Source organism: Kordiimonas marina, assembly GCF_023006325.1.
Lineage (GTDB): Bacteria > Pseudomonadota > Alphaproteobacteria > Sphingomonadales > Kordiimonadaceae > Kordiimonas > Kordiimonas marina.
Genome location: NZ_JAINDF010000004.1, coordinates 284,783 through 301,190 on the forward strand (window position 1 = coordinate 284,783; position 16,408 = coordinate 301,190).

A 16,408-nucleotide genomic window follows, 5' to 3' on the forward strand; every position below is an offset into this window, starting at 1 on the left:
AATAACCGGTCGATGGGAACCTAGGCACAGGCTATGCGTTTAAAGACCTTTCATGCCAAATCGATGGCGGCAGTCATGGATATGGTCCGGTCCGAGTTGGGGCCGGATGCCATCATCATTCAGACCGATGAGAGCAAGGGCGGCGTCCGCGTCACCGCGGCGCTTGAGGCCGGGGCAACCCCGCAGCCGCCTAAAAAGGCGCCGAAGCCGGACCAAACCCCGCTGGCTTTCGAGATTGAGCATCCCATCCCGCCCTCGCGCGAGTATGACAATGCGGACATCAATGCCGTCCTGAGCCATCACGGTATTCCGTTCGATACCGCGTCCAGGCTCAGCGAAGCCGTGCGCGCGATCGAGGCATCCAGTCTGTCGGAAGCTTTTTCGGCCGCCCTTGAAACCGCGATCCGCTTCAGCCCCATCACCGATGCCCACAGACGTCCGATCATGCTTGTTGGGCCGCCCGGTGCCGGCAAAACCATCTGTGCCGCCAAGCTGACCGCAGACGCGCTGTTGCATAACCGCCCGGTGCACCTGATCTCGACCGATACAGTCAAAGCCGCAGGTATCCAGCAGCTCGACCATTTTGCGCAGCTGATGAAACAAACAGTCTCCACAGCCGACACACCGGACGAACTCGCGGCGCTTATCCGCGCGAAGAATATGGATGACGGGCTGACCATCATCGACACACCCGGCACCAACCCGTTCGACATGCACGAGCTGGAGACCTTGTTGACATTCATCCAGAAGGTGGATGCCGAACCGGTCCTGGTGTTGCCTGCCGGGCTCGACCCGCTCGATGCCCAGGAAATCGCCAGCATTTTCGCGCGCATGGGCTGCCAGCGGTTCATCGCCACCCGGCTGGATGCCGCCAGGCGCTACGCCGGCCTCATCATGGCCGCGCGCCCTGGCCATCTGGCCATTGCGGGCCTCAGCCGCAGTCCCTATATCGCGGAAGGGCTGGAAACGGCCTCCCCCCTCAGTCTCGCCCGGCTTCTGACCGCCTTGCCGGGCCGCAAGAAAAACGACAACCCCATGGAAAACAGACGATGACAGACGCGACCAAGACCACGGACCAGGAGGTCCAGGAACGCCGGCTCATTACCATTGCTTCAGGCAAGGGGGGCGTCGGCAAGACGTGGCTGTCGGTCACGCTGGCCCATGCTTTGTCCCATGCGGGGCGTAAGGTCCTGCTGTTCGATGGTGACCTGGGGCTCGCCAACGTCGATATCCAGCTCGGCTTCATGCCGGAGCGCGACCTGGGGCAGATTATCTCCGGCGAATGCAGCGTTCGTGAAGTTGCCGTCCCCTATCAGGACAATGACGGCACCAGCTTTGACGTCCTGCCGGGCAAGTCCGGCTCCGGTGCCTTGGGGGCGCTTTCGAAAGATACCCTGCAGCGCGTGCGCGCGAGCCTTATTGATGCCGCCGCCGATTACGACTATGTGCTCCTGGATCTCGCCGCCGGGATCGACCCGTCGGTCACCACGCTGAGCTTCCACCGCGGTAAGATCCTTGTGGTGATGACTGCCGACCCCACGTCGCTGACCGATGCCTATGCTTTCATCAAGGTGACCCACATGCGCAACCCGCAGGCCGACATTTCCATTGTGGTCAATAATGTCGCCAGCAAGCGTGAAGGCGAGCGGGCCTATGAAGCCATCAAGCGCGCCTGCGAAGGATTTTTGAAGATTTCACCGCCACTTGCCGGTATTATCAAAAATGACGCCAAGGTTGTTGATGCCATACGGAATCAGGTTCCGATCCTGACACGGCACCCGCAGTCCGAGGCGGCAAAGGATGTGCGCGCGCTGGCAGCAACGATCGTCGGGCGCTGAGGACACCCCTCAGCCCTTCATGCCAATGCGTGCGGCAGATGGCACCACGGCATGGTGGGAACCCTGAATGAGCGATATTTTCGGTCCGCCGACCCCAGGGAAATTCGGGCCGCTTAGCGGTACAAACCGGGCTTCCGCGGTTTCCAAGGACCCGCAGCATACCCCGACCCAAGGCGGGGATGAAAAAGGCGATACCCGGTCTCGCACACAGGAGGGCGAGGCGGTTCAGGCGCGTGACCCTGCCGTGTCCATATCGGCCAGTGCCGCCCATGTGCAGGTAGGCGACAAGCTCCACCAGAATGTCGACAAGATAGACACGACCGGGCGGCCGATCATCGTCACCAACAAAGCCACTTTTGCGCTCAGGCCCGACGCCGGGCTGAAACCGGGCGACGATGTCATCCTCCAGATCACCGAAGCCGGAAAAACGGTCAGCGCCGAGCTTCTGGCCCGCAACGGTCATGTGCTCCAGCCGCCGGAAAAACTGACGCTCACCGTTATTTCCATTCATACGCCTGAGGGCTCGGCTGGGGGTCAGGAGCAAGCGGTGCCTGCTGCCCCGCAAAACAGTGGCTATCAGCGTGGAGCCCTGCCGCCTACGACCGCAGAGACCACCTCGGAAACACTGGCCTCGCTTCTGGGCCGCAATACCCTGCCCCCATCCGGCCAACAGGCGGTACAGCAGGTCACCGACCCGCTGGTGCAGCGCGCAAGCAGCAGCGACCTCGCCGCGCTTATCAGCGCACAGCAGCAAGGCCGTGCACCGCAAGGTCTTTATAAAACCTCCGCCCTGGTTCCGCCCGGCGCGCCGCAGACGCCCGAGGCCATCGCCGGAAATGCGACAGCCGCGCCTGGACACCTGCTCCCCGCCTCGCCGCTGACGGAAGTGCCAGCACTCGCAGAAACGGCGGAAGCAGGCCTGGGCGCCACGCTGCCCGCCTTCACGCCCAACGGCGCCCAGATACAGGTCCAACAGCTTGATGCCAGCGTGAGCCGCGTGCCACCGCAGCAGGTTGCCGAAGTCCTTCAGGTCCGCGCGCTGGCGCCTGAAGAAGCCCGCACGCTCAACCTGCCTGTCAGCGCTTTCGCAGGCGGTGCCCTCGCCCATGTGGAGACGAGCAAAGGCCCGATCATCATGAGCTATGACGCGGCGGCGCCGCTCGCGGGGGAACTGGTCAAGATCAGCGAAACAGCCGCCAGCACGGCCCAGGCCACGCCCCAGCCCACGACGCTCTATAATGCCCGCTTTACCCCGCCCGGTGGTGAACAGCGCGCGGTTCAGGTCGCGCTCCGGGAACAGCAGGCAGCGCAAGTGGCAGACGCGGGTGCCGCCCGGATCAAGGCCGTCCACACCGTGCGCGCCTTCCTCACGCCCGAAGGCCCCAAGACGGATTTCCGGCTCGAAACCACAAGCGGCATCATCAGCCTGACCTTGCCCAACGGTGTCCGGCCGACCACCGGCGACCTGCTCGACATCCTGCCCGTTCCCGGCAAGGCCCCAATGGCGGCGCAGCCCGAAGCAGCCCTCGCTGCCGCAGCAGCAAGCGGTGCGACCGCGGCCGCGCAAGGCAGCTTGCAGGCGCTTTCGACCGGCTGGCCCGCACTTGAAGCGGCCCAGACGCTGGTTGCCAGTACGGCAGGTCCCGCGGCGTCCGCGACCTTCAGCAATCGCGGCGCCGATGGCGGCGCGAAGCTGACCAACAGCCTGCTCTTTTTCCTCAAGGCCGCCGGTGCCGGGCCGGAATCCTGGCTTGGGGAAGCGGCCACCCGGGTGCTCGCGGAAAAAGACGCGCCGCTCCTTGAGGTGCTCAAACGTGACATCAGCCATATGGCAAGCCTCGCCAGCCATACGGGCAGCCAATGGCGCGCGGCGATCATGCCGTTGGATATGCGCCATCCTGACATGCCGCTCGTCGCGGTTCTGTTCCCTGGGCCGGAACAACAAGGCACGAACCCGGATGGCCATGGCGGCCAGGGCGGCCTTACGGACGCAGAAAAGGAACAGCGCTTTTTGGTCGAGGTCCGCTTCAGCCTGCTCGGCGCCATTCAAATGGACGGCACCATCCGCGACCGGCAATTCGACCTGACCTTGAGAAGCGAAAAACAGCTGTCTCCCGCGCTCAAGACAGACGCCTTCAAGCTGTTTGACGCCGCCCTTGGCGCCAATGGCTTCACCGGCCGCCTGAGCGTGAACGACGGCGAGGCTTTCCCGCTTCAGGTTGATGCCCTGCTCGCATCCAGCGAAGGCTGAATTCAGCCGCAACAAACGGCTTGACCAAACGCCCTTACCTGATATGCCGGTTGTCCTGTAACGCTGGTAAAGGATAGATGTATGGGCGTGGTTTTTGCCTTCTTGGGCTGTGTGCTGATCTGGGGTTCCACCTGGTACGCCATTGAGCTGCAGCTTGGCGTCGTGCCCAAGGAATGGTCGCTCGCCTTCCGCTTCGGCATCGCTTCCATCATCCTGTTTGCCTGGTGCCTGGCGCGCGGCAAGCGCCTGCGGTTCAGCGCGCGCGACCACGGCTGGATGCTCACCACCGGCTTTTTCCTGTTTTCCGCCAATTATCTCATGATCTATTGGGGTACGGAGTATCTGACCTCCGGCCTGGTGGCTGTGGCTTTCTCCACCCTGTCTTTCATGAATATCGTCAATGGGCGGATCTTCCTGAAGGCGCCGGTGCAGCCGTCGGTTCTATTGTCCGCACTGATTGGCGTCATCGGCCTGATGCTGATTTTCAAGCCGGAGATCAGCCATTTCTCCCTGGCGGATGACAGCGTCCGCGGCCTCGTCTTCTGCCTTATCGGCACGCTCCTGGCATCCTGGGGCAACACGCTTGTCGGCACCAAGTCGGTCAAGAGCATCCCTTTGTTGCCGTTCAATGCCTGGGGAATGCTGTATGGCGCCCTGTTCGATATCGTCTTCGCGGCCTTTTCCGGCAAAGCCCCGGTCCTGGACCCGCGCCCGGAATATTGGGGCTCGCTTCTGTACCTGTCCATCCTGGGGACGGTGGTCGCCTTCTCGCTCTATCTTTGGCTTCTGGGGCAAGTGGGGGTCGGCCGCGCGGCCTATATGGCGGTGATGACGCCGGTCGTGGCGCTCACGGTCTCCACCTTCATGGAAGGCTTTCACTGGACGACACCGGCCATCACCGGCCTTGCCCTCGTCATCGTCGGCAATGTGGTGATGATCAACCGCAAAACCACGGTCAGCCCGGCACCTGCCAAAGCAGAGGAAGCCGCCTGAGAACAGGCGGCCCCATCACCCCTTACGGCCAGACGCCCTGCTGTTTCATCAGCTTCAGGGTATCGTCGAGCGCGTCATAAAGCGCGCTCACGAGATAATCGACCTCACCGCGCTTGATGATGAAGGGCGGGCACAGCACAAGCGCATTCCCCGCGGGCCGCGCGATCACACCACGGATCATCGCCGCGTGCCCGACATGGCCGCCGAGGTTGAATTCTTCCGGATACTGTTCCCGCGTTTCCTTGTTGCGGGTCAGCTCGATCCCCGCGATCAGGCCGGCCACCCGTACCTCACCCACCAGCGGGTGTTTCTCAAGCTCGATCAGCTTGGTGGCGAAATAAGGCCCGATGTCATTGGAGACACGGTCGATCAACTTGTCTTTTTCCAGGACATCAAGGTTCCTGAGCGCCACGGCACAGGCCACAGGGTGCGCCGAGGTGGTGAAGCCATGCTGCATGATTTCCTGCCTGTCGGTGATGACCTCGGCGATCTCATCGCTGACCACCGCGGCGGAAATCGGGTAATAGCCGGACGACAAGCCCTTGGCGAGCGTCATCATGTCGGCCTTGAAACCGTATGTGGACTGGGCAAACCAGGCGCCGGTCCGGCCAAGGCCGGTGACGACTTCGTCAGCCACCAGAAGCACATCGTGGCGGCGGCAGATACGCTCCACCTCCGGCCAGTAGCTGTCCGGCGGGATGATCGCGCCCATGGTGCCCTGGATCGGCTCCGCGAACACGGCGGCAACCTTGTCCGCGCCCAGTTCGACGATTTTCTCCTCAATCGCACGCGCGGCATGAAGACCGAAGGCTTCCGGGTTCATTTTGCCGCCATGACGGTACCAGAAAGGTGCCATCACCCGCGCCACTTCGCCATGCGCGTCCAGGCCGAACTCCTCCTGCATGGCCGTATTGCCATTGAGGAGCGAGGTGGCGATGGTGCTGCCGTGGTAACTATAATCCCGCGTGATGATCACGCGCTTCTTCGGCTGGCCTTTCCGGCGCCAGTATAGAAGCGCGAGCTTGATCAGCGTCTCATTGGCTTCCGAGCCCGAGTTGGCGAAAAATACCTTGTTGAGACCTTCCGGCGCCAAGGACGCCAGCTTGCCTGCAAGCGCCGCCGCCGTCGGGTTCGAGACCGCCGCGAAGCTGTGATAATAGCTCAGGACCTCCATGGCCGAAGCGGCGGTTTCCACCATTTCCTTGCGGCCATACCCGATGTTGACGCAGCCGAGACCGGCCATGGCATCCAGAAGCCTGATGCCCTGCCCCGAAACATAGCAGCCTTCCGCCGTTTCCATCATGAAAGGCGGCGCCTGCACCAAAGCCTGGGGGTCGGTAAAGGAATGCAGATGATACCGGCGGTCCAGCGATTGAAGCCGCTCGAGCGTCTTGGCGCCGTCATCCTTGGAAGGTTGGGTCATGGAAGCCTCTCCTGTAAGCCGCGAAAAACTTAACAGGATCAAGGCGCTTTTGAAAAGAAATTAGAAGGGGATGTGGACAGCTACCTGCAGGACCTAGCTCAGGCCGAAGGCATCCTCACGCATATGGGCCTGAATGCCCAGTTCATCGAACGCAGCCTGTTCCTCCCGCGCTTCCTTGAGCGCGATACGCTTCATTTCCTGCTCACGGGCGATCTCAAAAGTTTTCAGCTCCCGGAAGGCCTCGGCGACAATGTCCTGCTGCTCGGCAACCTTTTCGGCCTGAGCCTCAAGCTCGGCCTCCAGCATGTCGGCCCGAACGCGGGCACCTTCCAGGTAAATGCCAAGTGTGGTGGGGGAAACTTCAAGCTGTCCGCCGCTCTGCGACTGTACCGCCACTTCCTGCTCAAGCGCATCAAGACGGGCGATAATGGCATCTTCCTCCGCCTGAAGCGTTGCCAGAACCCGGCGTTTTTCGTCGAGTTCCCACTTCCTCAGGCGAATGATATTGTCGAGCCTGCTTGCCACTTAATGTCCCTTATGCCGCGCCGGAAAGCTGGATTTCGGATAGAATTTCAGCCGCCGGTCCCATCATCATGATTTCGCGCAGGCGTTCATAACCCTGGTCCATCGTGGTGACGTCATCCTTCCATTGGCCGAGGAATTCTTCCAGATACGGGTTATAGGCGATGGCGGCATCCACTTCCGGGTTGCTGCCCTGCCGGTAGGCGCCGAGACGGATCATTTCCTCCATGTCGGAGTACACCGACATATAGCGCTTGGCTTCACGCACCAGGATATTCTGATCGTCACTGTTGCAGCGCGGCATAGTCCGCGAAATGGATTTGAGGATATTGATAGCCGGGTAGCGGCCACGTTCAGCAATCGCCCGTTCCATGACGATGTGGCCGTCCAAAATACCACGCACGGCATCGGCGACCGGTTCGTTATGGTCATCGCCTTCCACAAGCACGGTGAAGAGCCCGGTGATATTGCCCGCCCCCCGCGGCCCCGGCCCCGCGCGCTCCAGAAGCCGCGGCAGTTCGGTGAAGACGGTGGGCGTATAGCCTTTGCTGGTCGGCGGCTCGCCACCGGCGAGGCCGATCTCACGCTGCGCCATGGCAAAACGGGTCACGCTGTCCATCAGGCACATGACCTCGGAGCCCGCATCGCGGAAATATTCGGCCAGCGTGAGCGTGAGGTGCGCGGCCTGACGACGCATCAGTGCCGATTCGTCCGAAGTTGCCACCACAACGACCGACCGGGCGAGGCCTTCCTCGCCCAAATCGTCCTCAATAAATTCCTGGACCTCGCGGCCCCGTTCGCCGATCAGGCCGATAACGCTGACGTCCGAATCGGAATAGCGCGCGACCATGGACAAGAGCACGGACTTACCAACACCGGAGCCCGCGAAGATACCCATCCGCTGACCGCGGCAACAACTTGTGAACGCATTGAGCGCCCGCACGCCAAGGTCGATCTTGCCACCGACGCGCTGACGGTCATGCGCAGGCGGCGGGCCGGAGCGCAGAAGCCGTGGGCGCGTGCCGTGGCTGATCGGGCCTTTGCCGTCAATCGGTTCACCCAGCGCGTTCACCACGCGGCCGAGCCAGGCAGAGCTTGGAAAAACAACAGGTTCGCTGTGGGTCAGCACGGCCTTGCAGCCAACACCGACACCTTCAAGCATGTCATAGGGCATGCAAAGCGCGGTCTGCTGCCGGAAGCCAACGACTTCCACAGCGACACGGCGCCAATCCCGCGTCTCAACTTCCATGCGAGACCCGATCGACACATGTTGGCCGATGCCTGCCACTTCAACGAGCAACCCGCGGACGCCGGTGACCCGGCCGTAACGGCGCTCCGTGTGGACCCGCTCGATTTCCTGGATGAGACTTTGCACGGTACCCCTCTCGTGACCTTGACGGTCATCATGCCCTATCGGTTTTAATGATTGGTAAAAGCCAGGTCAAATTCCATATCCCCTCTCAGGACGGCGGCATGGTTTTTAGTAGACAATCTGTTAACCTTCGTTAACATTAACCATGGAAGTGTGTCAGATAGGGTCACTTTTTATTGTTAAAGCCTGACAGGCATCCGGGCTGATTGATCAGACTGATAGGGGAATGAACATGCGTGTTCTTCTAATTGAAGACGATCCGACGATGACCCGCAGCATCGAACTGATGCTGAACGCTGAAGGTTTCAATGTGTACAGCACAGACCTTGGCGAAGAAGGGCTCGATCTCGGTAAGCTCTATGACTATGACATTATCCTCCTGGACCTGAACCTCCCGGACATGCATGGCTATGACGTGCTCAAGAAGCTGCGTACGGCCAAGGTCAATACGCCGATCCTGATCCTGTCCGGCCTCACGGAAATGGAAAACAAGGTCAAGGGCCTTGGCTTCGGCGCGGATGATTACCTGACCAAACCTTTCCACAAGGAAGAACTGGTCGCCCGCATCCATGCCATTGTCCGCCGCTCCAAGGGCCATAGCCAGTCGATCATCAAGACCGGCAAGCTTTCGGTTAACCTGGACACCAAGACCGTTGAAGTCGCGGGCCAGCGCGTACACCTGACCGGCAAGGAATATGCGATGCTGGAGCTGCTTTCGCTTCGCAAGGGCAGCACGCTGACCAAGGAAATGTTCCTCAACCATCTTTATGGCGGCATCGACGAGCCGGAGTTGAAGATCATCGACGTCTTCATCTGCAAGCTCAGGAAGAAGCTGGCAGCCGCATCCGAGGGCGACAATTACATCGAAACCGTCTGGGGCCGAGGCTATGTGCTGAGGAACCCGTCAGAGGAAAGCGATGAAGCCGTCGCCTGATCCGGGCATATAGTTTCAAGACAGGAAAAAAGCAGGCTTTCCGGCCTGCTTTTTTTCTTGGGTTCCATACCCGGAAACGTTACGCCGCCTCAACCGGGTGCCGGTGCCTGTCCGCCCAGTAGGCCCACAGGACAATCAGCCACTGTGCCTGCCCCACCCACGCAATTGCGGTTGCGCTCGGCGGCGGCGCCCCGAACAGATTGCCTGCGTAAATGAGGAGCAGGAAAAGGATAAGGCCCATGAAGGCGAAACGGCCAGTCTTGTCGGTCGGCCGGGTGGCACGGATATAGACCAGCGCCCCAACCATAAACAGGCCCAGCTCGACCACCACGGACATCGGTTTGGAAGCCCAAAGGTCAAACCCCAGCTTCGGCCCGCCCGGATAAAGGGGCAGGTCCGGCCGGTGGACGACAAGGTCCAGAAACCAGTGACTAACCACCAGGCAGCCCATGACCACGGCATCGCGCACACGCCGGCTGAACAGGTAGGTCAGGCCCCCGATAAGGATAGCCCAGCCAACACCGCTTACCAGGCTGTGGGAGATGGGATAATGGACGAAATCAAGCGGCGTGACCGCCGTGGCGGTCGGGTCGATCCGCACCGTTTCAAGCCCCAGGAGCAAAAGGGTCGGCCACAGAAGGTCGACAAATTGTGCTGCCAGGAACAGGCTGCCGAGCGAGGCCTTGGGGGCAACGCGCTTGGCTGCCATCCCAACGGCAAAGTGTCCGATAAACATAGGTCCCCCAACGTATGCTGTGGATAGGGATGGATGATCTACTCGGAACGCTGCCCGGCATCAGCGGGCTGTGAAGGGGGGGCTTGTCAGCCCAGCCCCATCAGTTTCTCAGCGGCGCCATCGGTCGGCACATACATGCCGCGATGACCACGAACAGGGCGGAAGGCGTCCGTGATACCGAGCACGGTTTCCGCCGCCCCCAGGAACAGCGTTCCATCATCAGCAAGACATTTGCGCATCCGTTCCAGAACGCCCTTCTTGGTGGTCTGGTCGAAATAGATCAGCACGTTGCGGCAATAGATAACGTCGAACGTGCCCATGCCGATAAAGTTGCTCAACAGGTTAAAGGGCCTGAAGGTGACCATGTTGCGGATATCGTCGCTGATGCGCCACTGGTCGCCTTCCTGACGGAAATATTTGATCAGCATCTGGATCGGCAAACCGCGCTGGACCTCAAACTGGCTGTAGGTGCCAGCCTTGGCTTTCTCCAGCACCTGGGTGCAGATGTCGGTGCCGACAATCTCAATATTCCAGTTCTGCCACTTCATCCAGTTTTCACGCAGCAGGATGGCCAGCGAATAGGGTTCCTGGCCGGTCGAAGCCGCCGCGCACCAGATGCGCAGGCGTTTCTGCGTCCCGCGGGCCTTGTCCATCGCCGGCAGCACATGATCCTTGAACAGCTCGAACGGCGTATTATCCCGGAAAAAGAAGGACTCGTTAGTCGTCATCGCTTCGGTGACATCCTTGATCAGGCCCTCATCCCGGCTCATCCGCAGCTTCTGGACAAGCGCGTCGAGCGTATCGAGCCCGCGCTTGCGCGCCAAAGGCGTCAGCCGGCTTTCCAGCAGATACACCTTGTCAGGCGTCAGCATCAGACCAGACCGTTCCTTGAGCATACCGGAAAGGAATTCAAAATCTTCCGTCTTCATCCAATTCCTCCCTGTATCCGCTTGGCGGTAGCTTGACCCAGCTCCTCAACCGGTAACACTTCGGTACATAAGCCTGCCGTGGCAACAGCGCCAGGCATCCCCCAAACAACACTGGAGGCTTCATCCTGCGCCAGCACGGTGCCACCGGCCCGCGTCAGTTCACGCGCGCCTTTGAGGCCATCATGGCCCATACCGGTCAGCACCACTGCCAGGGCACGTTCGCCAAACGTGGCAGCAAGGCTCCGGAACAAGGGGTCCACTGCCGGACGGCAAAAATTCTCGGGCGGTTCATCGGTCAGATGGAGATGAACGCCTTTATCGTCTTCCGCCACTTCCATGTGACGGCCGCCAGGGGCGACATAAATCTTGCCCGCTTCCGGTACGATACCGTCACGCGCTTCCTGTGCCGGCCAACCGGTCGCCTGCCCCAGATGCTCCGCCAGGATCGCCGTGAAGGTCGCCGGCATATGCTGGGTGATCAGGATCGGCACATTCGGGGCCTTGCCGAAAGCCTTGAAAAACTTCATCAGCGCCTGCGGCCCCCCGGTGGATGAGCCCACCGCCAGGATTTTCGGACGCTTGAAAGACCCAGTCCGCAGTTTGATCTCGCGGCCCAACATGGCGCTGATCGGAAGCGGCTGGTCCTCTTTGTCCGCGACTTGCGGCCTGACCGCTGCTGCAGCCGGGCGCGCACTGGCCACGGTTACAGGCCGGGCCACAGGACGGCGCGCGGTGACAAACCCACCCGCAGACTGCGCAGGGCGCAGGCCCGGACGCGCAGGCGTCAGCCCCGGCATATCCTCGCCCGTGGTCGGCAACGCTTCACCGCGTTTTTTGCGGCGGCGGCCAGCCCAGGCCTTGACCTTGTCAACCAACTCGCGCCGGAAATCGATGCTGGCGTTCACAGACCGGGCCGTCTCCGGCTTCGGCACATAGTCGACCGCGCCCATCTGCAGGCTGCGCAAGCTGATTTCCGCGTTCTTGCGGGTCAGCGTCGATGCCATGACCACCTGGATATCAGGCTTCATGTCGATCATCTTCGGCAGCGCGGTCAGCCCATCCATCTCCGGCATTTCAATGTCGAGAACAACGACTTCTATGTCATTCAACCCAAGCTGACGCAGCGCCACAGCGCCATTGTTGGCGGTGGTCACAACCTCAATATCGGGATCTTCAGACAGATACCGGCTCAAAAAACCGCGAATGATGGCGCTATCGTCAACGACCATTACCCGATACGGGCCTCCGTCCTTGACCGCCACATTCGTATTGGACACGCCTGATGTCACTGATTGTTAATCCTGCCTACAGCAGCCCGACCTGGGAGAATTTCGCTTCGATAATCTCGCGGTCGAACGGTTTCATAATATATTCGTTAGCACCGGCCTCGATCGCGGTACGGATGTGGGCCATATCGTTTTCTGTGGTGCAGAAGACCACGACCGGCTGTTCAACCCCTTCGCGGGAGCGCAAGGCCTTGAGGAAATCCAACCCGTCCATCACGGGCATGTTCCAGTCCAAGAGCACCACATCGGGCATATTCCGGTCGCACACATCGAGAGCATCCTGGCCGTCAACGGCTTCTTCAATCTCGAAATTGAGTTCTTCGAGAATGCGCCGGGCGACCTTGCGGATCACTTTCGAGTCATCGACGACAAGACATAGTTTCATTTCTCAGGAATCTCCTCATTCCACCCCGCCGGTGAAACCTGTTTGTTGCTGCATCGCCTTATCTTAGGCCGCTTTGTCCTTGCTTTCAAAGGCCAGAAGTTTGTCGACGTCCAAAATGGGCAAGAGCTCTTTTTCAAGCCGGTAAATACCACGGCTGACTTCGCGCCAGCGCGGGTCCAGCGTGACCGGGTTTTTCTCGAACAGCTGGTTGTCGAGCGACAGCACTTCCCCAACGCTGTCGATCTGAAGGCTGTAGGGCTCTTCATTATGCTCAACCACCACCGACATGCTGACTTTCCCCTCTTCAAGCGGCGGGAAGCCGAGACGGCGGCGAAGGTCGATCGCGGTCACGATCCGGCCACGCAGGTTGAGGACACCGGAGACCCACTCGGGCGCGAGCGGAATTCTGGTGATCTGCTGGGCATTCAAGACATCATGCACCCCGAGAACCGGGATGCCGAGGGTCTGCCCCGCGAGGCGGACGGTCACATAATCCTGCGACCCAGTGGTGACGACATTCAGGTCCTTGCGGACGACCATATCGCTACTCATGCCGCGTCTCCTTTGATCTTCAGTTGCTGCGACAGGCTTCTGAGCAGCGTTTCCTTATCGAATTTGGCGACATAATCGTCGAAGCCAGCTTCATGGCCGCGCGCAATGTCACGTTCGGTCGCCAACGCCGACAGCGCGATCAGCGGCAGCTCGGCCCAGCGGCTGCCGTCCCGGATTTCACGGGCGAAATCAAAGCCGTTCATATCCGGCATTTCGATGTCGGAGATGACCATATCGAACATGTAGCCTTCTTCCATCAGCCTGAGCGCAACAGCAGCGCTCGAGACCGCCTTGACCTCATAGCCCGCCACCGTCAGCACCGGCTTCAGCATGTTGCGGAAGAAGTCGCTGTCGTCGATGAGCAGCAGGCTCACGCCTCTTGAGGGCGCGACATCGTCGGCCATGTCCCGGCTCTTGAGCCAGTCTGCGAAAGCGAGGCTCAGGAAATGGGCAACATCGATGACTTCCGATGCCTTGCCGGCGATCACCGCCGAGCCGACAACACCCGGCCGATCCGAGGCCAGCTTGATATCGAGCTTATCTTCGACGATATCGAGGATTTCATCGACGGCGAGGCCCATGGTGTATTCGCGGTCGGTAAAGACAAGCACGGGCTGACGGCCGTCTTCCTTCAGCGCCATATTGTCGTCTGCGAGGATGAGCGGCATCAGGGCACCCCGATACTGAACCATCAGGCGGCCATCCGATTGCTCGACGCTGGAGATATCGATTTCCTCAAGCCGCGCAACGAGGCCAAGCGGAACGGCCCGCGGGTTGGTCCCGCCAGCCCGGAACAGAAGCATGCTTTCCTTCTCGTCCTGTACCGTGCGTTTCTTGGCTTCCTCGTGGGCTTTTTCTTCTTCGTGCTCGTGATCGCCCGCGCTCGAATTCGCAAGCGCTGCGATGCCGTTCGGATCGAGGATCATGATCACGCTACCGTCGCCCAGAATGGTGTTCCCCGAATAAATTTCCAGGTCCTTCAGGATCGGCGCCACCGGCTTGACCACGATTTCCTCGGTGTCGAACACCTGGTCGACGACGATGCCGAAGGTAAAGGTGCCAACCTGCGCCACAACGATAAAGTCGTCCTTGTTGTCGCGGGCATCGATTTCCTCCCGCGTCATAAAACCAAGGATTTCATTGAGATAGACGAGCGGCAGAAGCCTGTTCCGGAGCCTGAGCACCGGCGTGTTCTTGATCGTCTCGATCTTATGCTCGCTGTTCTGTGCTGCCCGGACAAGTTCAAGAACGCTGATCTGTGGGATAGCGTAACGTTCATCCTGTGCCTTGACGATGAGACCCGCGACGATAGCCAGCGTCAGCGGGATCTTGATCGCGAAGCGCGAGCCCTTGCCTTCGACCGACTGCATATCGATGGTGCCGCCGATCTTTTCGATGTTCGAGCGCACCACGTCCATGCCGACACCACGGCCCGACACGCTGGTGATCTGCTCGGCGGTCGAGAAGCCCGGATGGAAAATGAATTTCTGGATCTGGGCGTCGGACATTTCGGCGAGTTCCGCCTCGGTGGCGAGCCGCTTCTCCAGAATTTTCTTCGACAGTTTCGAGACGGAAATCCCGCGCCCGTCGTCCTTGATCTCGATGATGATGTGACCGCCTTCATGATAGGCGTTCAGGGTAATGGTACCGCCCTCATCCTTGCCAAGGGCAATCCGCTCGGCCGGGGTTTCAATGCCGTGGTCAGCAGAGTTCCGGACCATATGGGTGAGCGGATCCTTGATAAGCTCAAGAACCTGACGGTCGAGCTCCGTATCGGCGCCGAGCATTTCAAGCTCGATCTTCTTGTCGAGTTCGACGGTAAGGTCACGCACGATCCGCGGCAGTTTCGCCCAGGCGTTGCCGATCGGCTGCATCCGCGTCTTCATCACGCTTTCCTGCAGCTCGGTAGTGCACTGGCTCAGCCGCTGGAGTGGGACGCCCAGCTCGGAATTTTCAACATTGCGGGTAATCTGCAGAAGCTGGTTCCGGGTCAGCACCAGCTCGGACACCAGGTTCATCAGTTCTTCGAGAAGATCGACGTTCACCCGGATAGACTGGCTGACGCGCTTGCCGCTTTCGCCCCCGGCTGCGGCCTGCTCGCCGCTTTTTGCTTCACGGCCGGCCTTGTTGGTTTCGGCCTTGGTGATGGCTTTCGAGGCACTCAGGACAGCCTCACGCACCAGCTCGAAGCTCATGACGGCTTCGTCAGCCGTGTCGCCATCCACCTGGCATTCAACCAGGACATCCTTGACCAGCCCAATAAGCGTATTGAAATTCTGTTCGGAAAAACCGGAAACGGTAACGAGTTGGCGGCCGACATTGTCGGCGGCGTCCAGGTCATCCTTATAAAGCGCCAGCATCAGGCCCATAAAGCGGCCCTTGCGCTGTTCTGCGTCAACACTTGCGAAGAACTTGCCCAGTTCCTGGTGCTTTTCCAGCCGCTGGGCCAAAAGGTGCGCGGCCACTGCAAGCGTGTCCTCACCCCCGACACGCTCGAACAGACTTTTCTGCGCGCCGCTTGTCCCAGCCGCACTCGGTGCGGGGGCGGCCTCGTCTGCCTCATCCGGCCCCGGGGCATTGGCAAAGGCGGCTTCCAGTTCCGCAAGCGAAACTTCGCCTGGCTTGAGCACACGGCCAAGGCCCGGGTCGATAATCTCACCCTCAATCGTATCGGGTTCAGGCGCGGGGGCGGCATCCTTGCCTTCCGCGATGGCATCCAGCCGGGCGATCAGGTCGGTGTCGTCGCCTTCCGGCTCCTCCTCCGTCGCCTCAAGCCCTGCCAGGATTTCCTTGATCCGGTCCAGGCTTTCCAGGATCACCGTCACCGAATGCTCGGAGACCTGAAGCTCGCCATCCCGGAATTTGCCAAGAACGTTTTCAGACGCGTGCGCCACCGATTCCAGCCGCGGCAACCCCAGGAAGCCGCATGTCCCCTTGATGGTGTGGACCAGGCGGAAAATGTTATCCAGCACTTCCTTGTTGTTGGGGTCCTGCTCCAGCTTCACCAGCTCGACGTCGACAACATCGATGCTTTCCCCGGTTTCGGTAAGGAATTCGTTTAACAGATCGTCCATAGGTCTTGGTCCCTGAGGGTTCTTTTGGCGCTTGTTATTCGAGTGTGCCCCCACGCACACAAATACACAACTCGCACCTTGGCTAAAAAGAGTTAAGAACGTGTAAAACTTAT

14 protein-coding genes are annotated in these 16,408 nt (G+C 60.3%); 5 read left to right on the forward strand and 9 right to left on the reverse strand.

All coding sequences use genetic code 11. The annotated features are described in order from the left end of the window. The first annotated feature begins 33 nt into the window (after nt 1-33). From K6118_RS10730 to K6118_RS10745, 4 genes are all read left to right on the forward strand, one after another. The gene (locus tag K6118_RS10730; protein WP_247120348.1) at nt 34-1,053 is read left to right on the forward strand and encodes a flagellar biosynthesis protein FlhF; all 1,020 of its coding nucleotides are present in this window, start codon (nt 34-36) and stop codon (nt 1,051-1,053) included. Beyond that, nucleotides 1,050-1,838 (forward strand): MinD/ParA family protein, encoded by a 789-nt coding sequence (locus tag K6118_RS10735; RefSeq protein ID WP_247120349.1) that lies wholly within the window; start codon nt 1,050-1,052, stop codon nt 1,836-1,838. The genes K6118_RS10730 and K6118_RS10735 overlap by 4 nt, the downstream gene beginning before the upstream one ends. 67 nt (nt 1,839-1,905) lie before the next feature. Continuing rightward, nucleotides 1,906-4,089: a hypothetical protein gene (locus K6118_RS10740; RefSeq protein WP_247120350.1), complete on the forward strand. Its 2,184-nt coding sequence runs from the start codon at nt 1,906-1,908 to the stop codon at nt 4,087-4,089. A gap of 81 nt (nt 4,090-4,170) precedes the next feature. Further along, on the forward strand, nt 4,171-5,082 hold the full coding sequence (locus K6118_RS10745; protein ID WP_247120351.1) for a DMT family transporter: 912 nt from the start codon (nt 4,171-4,173) through the stop codon (nt 5,080-5,082). Nucleotides 5,083-5,104: 22 nt separating this feature from the next. Here the strand turns inward: K6118_RS10745 and K6118_RS10750 are convergent, their stop codons facing one another. The 3 genes from K6118_RS10750 to fliI all read right to left on the reverse strand — a co-directional run bounded on the left by K6118_RS10750 (nt 5,105) and on the right by fliI (nt 8,402). After that, the gene (locus K6118_RS10750; RefSeq protein WP_247120352.1) at nt 5,105-6,505 is read right to left on the reverse strand and encodes an aminotransferase; all 1,401 of its coding nucleotides are present in this window, start codon (nt 6,503-6,505) and stop codon (nt 5,105-5,107) included. Nucleotides 6,506-6,598: 93 nt separating this feature from the next. After that, nucleotides 6,599-7,030 (reverse strand): flagellar export protein FliJ, encoded by a 432-nt coding sequence (locus K6118_RS10755; RefSeq protein WP_247120353.1) that lies wholly within the window; start codon nt 7,028-7,030, stop codon nt 6,599-6,601. A gap of 10 nt (nt 7,031-7,040) precedes the next feature. Beyond that, entirely contained in the window at nt 7,041-8,402 is a 1,362-nt protein-coding gene (gene fliI / locus K6118_RS10760; RefSeq protein WP_247120354.1) for a flagellar protein export ATPase FliI, read from the reverse strand. A gap of 229 nt (nt 8,403-8,631) precedes the next feature. Here fliI and ctrA point away from each other — a divergent pair, with 229 nt between their 5' ends. Then, nucleotides 8,632-9,333, forward strand: coding sequence for a response regulator transcription factor CtrA (ctrA, locus tag K6118_RS10765; RefSeq protein ID WP_247120355.1), 702 nt, complete (start codon nt 8,632-8,634; stop codon nt 9,331-9,333). Nucleotides 9,334-9,412: 79 nt separating this feature from the next. On the opposite strand, the gene K6118_RS10770 is transcribed toward ctrA, so the two are convergent. From K6118_RS10770 to K6118_RS10795, 6 genes are all read right to left on the reverse strand, one after another. Continuing rightward, nucleotides 9,413-10,069, reverse strand: coding sequence for a hypothetical protein (locus K6118_RS10770; RefSeq protein WP_247120356.1), 657 nt, complete (start codon nt 10,067-10,069; stop codon nt 9,413-9,415). An 86-nt stretch (nt 10,070-10,155) separates the two neighbouring features. Next, nucleotides 10,156-10,998 (reverse strand): CheR family methyltransferase, encoded by an 843-nt coding sequence (locus tag K6118_RS10775; protein WP_247120357.1) that lies wholly within the window; start codon nt 10,996-10,998, stop codon nt 10,156-10,158. Further along, entirely contained in the window at nt 10,995-12,227 is a 1,233-nt protein-coding gene (locus tag K6118_RS10780) for a protein-glutamate methylesterase/protein-glutamine glutaminase (RefSeq protein WP_281500767.1), read from the reverse strand. The genes K6118_RS10775 and K6118_RS10780 overlap by 4 nt, the downstream gene beginning before the upstream one ends. 76 nt (nt 12,228-12,303) lie before the next feature. Continuing rightward, complete coding sequence (locus K6118_RS10785; RefSeq protein ID WP_247120359.1) at nt 12,304-12,669, reverse strand: response regulator; 366 nt, start codon at nt 12,667-12,669, stop codon at nt 12,304-12,306. 63 nt (nt 12,670-12,732) lie between these two features. Next, nucleotides 12,733-13,221: a chemotaxis protein CheW gene (locus tag K6118_RS10790; RefSeq protein ID WP_247120360.1), complete on the reverse strand. Its 489-nt coding sequence runs from the start codon at nt 13,219-13,221 to the stop codon at nt 12,733-12,735. Continuing rightward, nucleotides 13,218-16,295 (reverse strand): hybrid sensor histidine kinase/response regulator, encoded by a 3,078-nt coding sequence (locus tag K6118_RS10795; RefSeq protein ID WP_247120361.1) that lies wholly within the window; start codon nt 16,293-16,295, stop codon nt 13,218-13,220. Before K6118_RS10795 ends, K6118_RS10790 begins: the two co-directional genes overlap by 4 nt. Nucleotides 16,296-16,408 lie beyond the last annotated feature (113 nt).

Bases quoted from the DNA above. Each gene is read 5' to 3' on its own strand.
- K6118_RS10730 (WP_247120348.1), top strand. From the start codon at position 34: ATGCGTTTAAAGACCTTTCATGCCAAATCGATGGCGGCAGTCATGGAT.
- K6118_RS10735 (WP_247120349.1), top strand. From the start codon at position 1,050: ATGACAGACGCGACCAAGACCACGGACCAGGAGGTCCAGGAACGCCGG.
- K6118_RS10740 (WP_247120350.1), top strand. From the start codon at position 1,906: ATGAGCGATATTTTCGGTCCGCCGACCCCAGGGAAATTCGGGCCGCTT.
- K6118_RS10745 (WP_247120351.1), top strand. From the start codon at position 4,171: ATGGGCGTGGTTTTTGCCTTCTTGGGCTGTGTGCTGATCTGGGGTTCC.
- K6118_RS10750 (WP_247120352.1), bottom strand. From the start codon at position 6,505: ATGACCCAACCTTCCAAGGATGACGGCGCCAAGACGCTCGAGCGGCTT.
- ctrA (WP_247120355.1), top strand. From the start codon at position 8,632: ATGCGTGTTCTTCTAATTGAAGACGATCCGACGATGACCCGCAGCATC.
- K6118_RS10770 (WP_247120356.1), bottom strand. From the start codon at position 10,069: ATGTTTATCGGACACTTTGCCGTTGGGATGGCAGCCAAGCGCGTTGCC.
- K6118_RS10775 (WP_247120357.1), bottom strand. From the start codon at position 10,998: ATGAAGACGGAAGATTTTGAATTCCTTTCCGGTATGCTCAAGGAACGG.
- K6118_RS10780 (WP_281500767.1), bottom strand. From the start codon at position 12,227: ATGGTCGTTGACGATAGCGCCATCATTCGCGGTTTTTTGAGCCGGTAT.
- K6118_RS10785 (WP_247120359.1), bottom strand. From the start codon at position 12,669: ATGAAACTATGTCTTGTCGTCGATGACTCGAAAGTGATCCGCAAGGTC.
- K6118_RS10790 (WP_247120360.1), bottom strand. From the start codon at position 13,221: ATGAGTAGCGATATGGTCGTCCGCAAGGACCTGAATGTCGTCACCACT.
- K6118_RS10795 (WP_247120361.1), bottom strand. From the start codon at position 16,295: ATGGACGATCTGTTAAACGAATTCCTTACCGAAACCGGGGAAAGCATC.